The organism is Coleofasciculus sp. G3-WIS-01 (assembly GCF_040223135.1).
Classification (GTDB): domain Bacteria; phylum Cyanobacteriota; class Cyanobacteriia; order Cyanobacteriales; family Coleofasciculaceae; genus Coleofasciculus.
In genome coordinates this window covers 1-4,236 of record NZ_JAVJZI010000112.1, presented here as the reverse complement: position 1 = coordinate 4,236, position 4,236 = coordinate 1, and the positions used below count along the sequence as shown (strand labels likewise).

General features: G+C 43.3%; 4 protein-coding genes. 2 read left to right on the top strand and 2 right to left on the bottom strand.

Annotated features, from left to right (window positions below; all coding sequences use genetic code 11):
* Positions 1–139: 139 nt before the first annotated feature.
* On the bottom strand, positions 140–1,522 hold the full coding sequence (locus tag RIM23_RS11480) for a PAS domain-containing sensor histidine kinase (RefSeq protein ID WP_446367159.1): 1,383 nt from the start codon (positions 1,520–1,522) through the stop codon (positions 140–142).
* Between the two features lie 286 nt (positions 1,523–1,808).
* Here RIM23_RS11480 and RIM23_RS11475 point away from each other — a divergent pair, with 286 nt between their 5' ends.
* Both RIM23_RS11475 and RIM23_RS11470 read left to right on the top strand, forming a co-directional pair.
* Positions 1,809–2,486 carry a response regulator transcription factor gene (locus RIM23_RS11475; protein WP_446367157.1) on the top strand — a complete coding sequence of 226 codons (678 nt, stop codon included), beginning with the start codon at positions 1,809–1,811 and terminating at the stop codon, positions 2,484–2,486.
* 206 nt (positions 2,487–2,692) lie between these two features.
* A complete protein-coding gene (locus RIM23_RS11470) occupies positions 2,693–3,082 on the top strand; it encodes a hypothetical protein (protein WP_446367155.1) in 390 nt (129 codons plus the stop codon).
* A gap of 300 nt (positions 3,083–3,382) precedes the next feature.
* Here the strand turns inward: RIM23_RS11470 and RIM23_RS11465 are convergent, their stop codons facing one another.
* Entirely contained in the window at positions 3,383–4,090 is a 708-nt protein-coding gene (locus RIM23_RS11465) for a DUF3616 domain-containing protein (protein ID WP_446367153.1), read from the bottom strand.
* Positions 4,091–4,236 lie beyond the last annotated feature (146 nt).

Here is a 4,236-nt window from a genome sequence, read left to right as displayed (position 1 = left end):
TCTAAACCCGCCCCTACATTGTCTAAACCCGCCCCTACATTGTCTAAACCCGCCCCTACATTGTCTAAACCCGCCCCTACATTGTCTAAACCCGCCCCTACATTGTCTAAACCCGCCCCTACATTGTCTAAACCCGTCCCTACACTTGACTTATGACTTCGCAAGGAATTGTTACCGTAAACGTTGTGCCAACTCCCGGTTCGCTGGTCACGCTAATGTTACCGCCATGTACGCTAACACAAGTTTGGGCAACCGTTAACCCTAATCCTGAACCCGGAATACTATCAATATTTGTTCCCCGGTGGAAGGCTTTAAATATATGGGGAATATCATCAACCGGAATGCCAATTCCTCGATCGCAAACTTGAAAAATCACCTCAGTTGCTGTGCAATTTATCCGCAAATCGATAGTGCCACCTTGCGGAGAATATTTAATTGCATTCGTCAGTAAATTGCTCAAAATAGAACGCAGCATATTTTTATCTAAATAGGCGCTGTCACAGTCTGCATTTCTAACAAAATTTAGAACATATTGATTGTCAGGGTTAAGCGGTATATCAGCCAAAATATCTTGACAAAACTGTTCAAGCTCAACCTGCGTCGGCTGGAAATCCAATTGTCCCGTTTCAGCACGATTAATTGTGAGAATGTTATCTAACATTTGCCGTAGGCGTTGAGTAGCACCTTCAATACGTTTCAGATTTCTGAGTTTTTTATCAGGAGAAAATTTATCAGGGCAAAGTTGTAGGAGTTGAACGGAGGCTAAAATTGTACTCAAGGGAGTGCGAAATTCATGAGACACTAACGAAAAAAAGCGTAGCTGGAGTTGACTCATTTCTTGCTGACGTTCGAGTTGGCGACGCATTTCTTCGGCTTGTTTGCGCTCAGTGATATCAATGCCAATACCAATGAGATACTTAACTGAACTGTTGTCATCTAGCAGGACTGTATTGTACCAGGAAATTAGGCGAAGATTGCCATCTCGTGCGAGCCAGTAATTTTCATGCTCGTTGGGAAAGTGACAGGCTTGGAGTTCTTTAATAATAGTTTTTATTGATTCAATGTCTTCTGGAATTAAAAACAAATCCCAAATATACTTTCCCTTGACTTCCTCAAAGGAATAGCCAGTTAATCGTTCACAGGTTTGATTAAATCGGATAATTCGTCCCTGTTGATCGAGAACTGTAATTAAGGCGTTAGCGGTATCGAGAATTACTGAAACAAAATTCTGCTCTTGCAACTCAGCTTGTTGGCGATCGCGAATCTCTGGAGGCGAGGATGTGCTGCTTTCTTCGCCTTGTTCGAGTTGGGTAAGTCGTACCCAGATGCGATAGTACAGGCCAATGAGTAGCAGTATACTGAAACTGTTAGTGATTGTGACCCATAATAGGGGATGCGCCAAATCAGACAGGGGAGCGAATCCCATTAGCCGCCACAGATAAACAGCGATGGGGCTACTCAGGATCAGCAATGCTAAACCCAAACCAGTAAGCAGATTTTTGGGTTGGATAGAGTGTGTCATAAGTCACAAGTCAAGTAATAACTTAAGTGTAGGGGCGGGTTTAGCCGTTTAATTTTAGTTTCTACGAATACCCTCTCAACAAAACCCACCCTTGGTTATAACTGGGAGGTCTAAGTAGCAAATGTTACCTTGTATCGGGTATTTCAGTAGATGATTGAATTACTGAATCGGTTTCTCAACAATGAGTAGAGTCAAGGTGAAGGTTGGTAAAGTGGAAATCGGAAGAGTATAGCGCATCTGCTATATCAGCTTTAGTCTCCTTTCTGGTTTATTCAAAAAATTGGCTATGAAAATCTTGTTCGTGGAAGACGATATACCGCTCGCGGAGGCACTCACAGAGGCGCTTATCGATCAGCATTATGATGTGGATGTTGTCAATGATGGGGAAGCAGGCTGGCAACAAGCGATCAGCCTCTATTATGACTTAATTTTGCTAGATGTCATGCTACCTAAGTTAGATGGTGTCAGTTTGTGCCGACGTCTGCGTAGTGGTGGCTATCACGGCTCGATTCTGATGCTCACAGCCCTTGACACCAGCACGGATAAGGTGAACAGTTTAGATGCAGGCGCTGATGACTATGTAGTCAAACCCGTTGATTTGCCAGAACTCTTAGCTCGCATTCGAGCGCTGTTGAGGCGGGGAGGATGTTCCGTACCGCCAGTGCTAGAGTGGGAGCGCTTACAGCTCGATCCCAGCCGTCATGAAGTAACCTATAATCAACAGCCTGTACATTTAACCCCAAAGGAATATTCCTGTCTAGAATTATTTTTGCGAAATAGTCAGCGTATCATCAACCGCGAGTTTATCATTGAACATTTGTGGTCATCAGAGGCAAGCCCTTTTGAAGATACCGTTAAAGCCCACATTAAGAGCTTGCGTCACAAACTCAAAGCGGTGGGAGCGCCCGATGACTTGATTGAGACGGTTCACAGTGTGGGTTATCGATTGAAACCCTTGTCTTAATCTTTTGTTTAACTAAATCACTAAATTTCCTTTGTCATTCCCCAAATTTTTTACGTTTAACCTGTAAAGTCTGTAGTGGTCATCGAGTAATGACCGATAGGAGCATTCCCGTTTTTGACTGGATGTCCTCTAATTTCAGTGTTTCCGTCTGACGACAGCTCCATTCTTATCTCAGCAGGTAAACCATCAAGTTGAGGAATTCAACAATGTCTAAATCACTGTCTAAAGCGGTTGTAGACTTGGGACTACGATTAGTGAATGAAGAAATTGACAATGCACTGGCAGTTTATGGTGATGAATTCTATAATGAACTGTTTACCCAGCCTGATGTCCGTCAACGACTCGTTGACTACGTGATGGCAGCAATTCCCGAAGCTTATACCCAGGCAAAGAAAACGAGGAACGGTTCTGTATCCACGAAAATTCCTTACCATTCCTTAGAACTGCGTTTGCGGGTTGAAACCTATGCTCATTGGGGAATAGAGTACCTTCTACACACTCAATCAGACTGGCAACCTCCCTCGTCCCTACCCAATGCTCAATTCTATACCTTGCCTTGGAACCATACCTATCTTTTTGCGCCAGCCTTTTCATAAGGAAAGCTGTTCTTGAGAGAACTTGCAGATAAGCTGTTGGAAATTTTGGGCAAAGTAAATAGGGGATTGAAGGTGTTTTAGCCGATTAAGTATCTGATTCAGTTTCAGCGAGGACAAAAAGGTAGAAAGCAGAAGGCAGAGGGCAGAAGGCTCTATGCTTTTGGTATCTGCTTTTTTGTCTAGTGTTAACGGATGGGTATCGGAAACAGCGCTGCACTAGTCTTCTGAAGTCAAACTTCTTTTAAGGAGAGGTCATTATCCATTGTTCATTATCCATTGTCAATTTGTGAATTAGCACGATTAGCCGAGAATTTTTCCGCTAAAAGCGTCTGCGTAAATCACACTTGGTTCAATTTTGCGAATGGGGTTAGGGGAATCATAAACGATTAATAGCGCATCGGATTCTCCTAAACAGGGAAACAAGGCTAAACCTTCGGCGTGATCGCATCCTGGGGTAAAGGGTAAGTCAAACAGACTCTCTAGCTCTCCTGAGGCTTGCCCAGTGATACTATCGGCTGAACGGTCTAAAATAGACTTGAGGCGAAATACACTGATAGCACCTTCTAAATCCATTGTCGGTCCAGCGAGAATCAGCAAATCGTCTCCTTGCCAACAGAGTTCCCGCACCCCTAAACCATTAAGATCGATAAAGTGCTTGAGATAGCGTCTGCCGTTTTCACCGATATCCTGAAGGGTTAATATCCCTGGTGCAGTTTCAGCCACTTTGATTTCTATGATAACTGCCCAACCCCTGAGCACCGGACCCCGACAGCCCAAAAACACGCGATCGCCACGCACCGCCAATCCTTCAATATCTAAGCCATTATCCTTACTGGGTAAGGGATGGGTGACAAATGGACCCAAGTGGATATCGTCAATTAAGGCATCCATGAGAATATTACTCGCTTCTGTCTTTTGTAGACAGGCGGCGGTCAATTTTTCATCAGGATTATCCGGGAGAGAAGATACCTTTAATAATTCGCCATTCACCAGAGGAATACGAGTCAATGATTCTTATCAATGGATAATTAATAATTGATAATTGACAATTGATTAATTGGGTCTAAGACCTCTTCGTTTACGAAGAAATTAAAAAAGATTTTCCTTAATTTCAATCCTCTTCTTTTAAGGAGAGGTCATTATCCATTGTTCAT

Bases quoted from the DNA above. Each gene is read 5' to 3' on its own strand.
- RIM23_RS11480 (WP_446367159.1), bottom strand. From the start codon at position 1,522: ATGACACACTCTATCCAACCCAAAAATCTGCTTACTGGTTTGGGTTTA.
- RIM23_RS11475 (WP_446367157.1), top strand. From the start codon at position 1,809: ATGAAAATCTTGTTCGTGGAAGACGATATACCGCTCGCGGAGGCACTC.
- RIM23_RS11470 (WP_446367155.1), top strand. From the start codon at position 2,693: ATGTCTAAATCACTGTCTAAAGCGGTTGTAGACTTGGGACTACGATTA.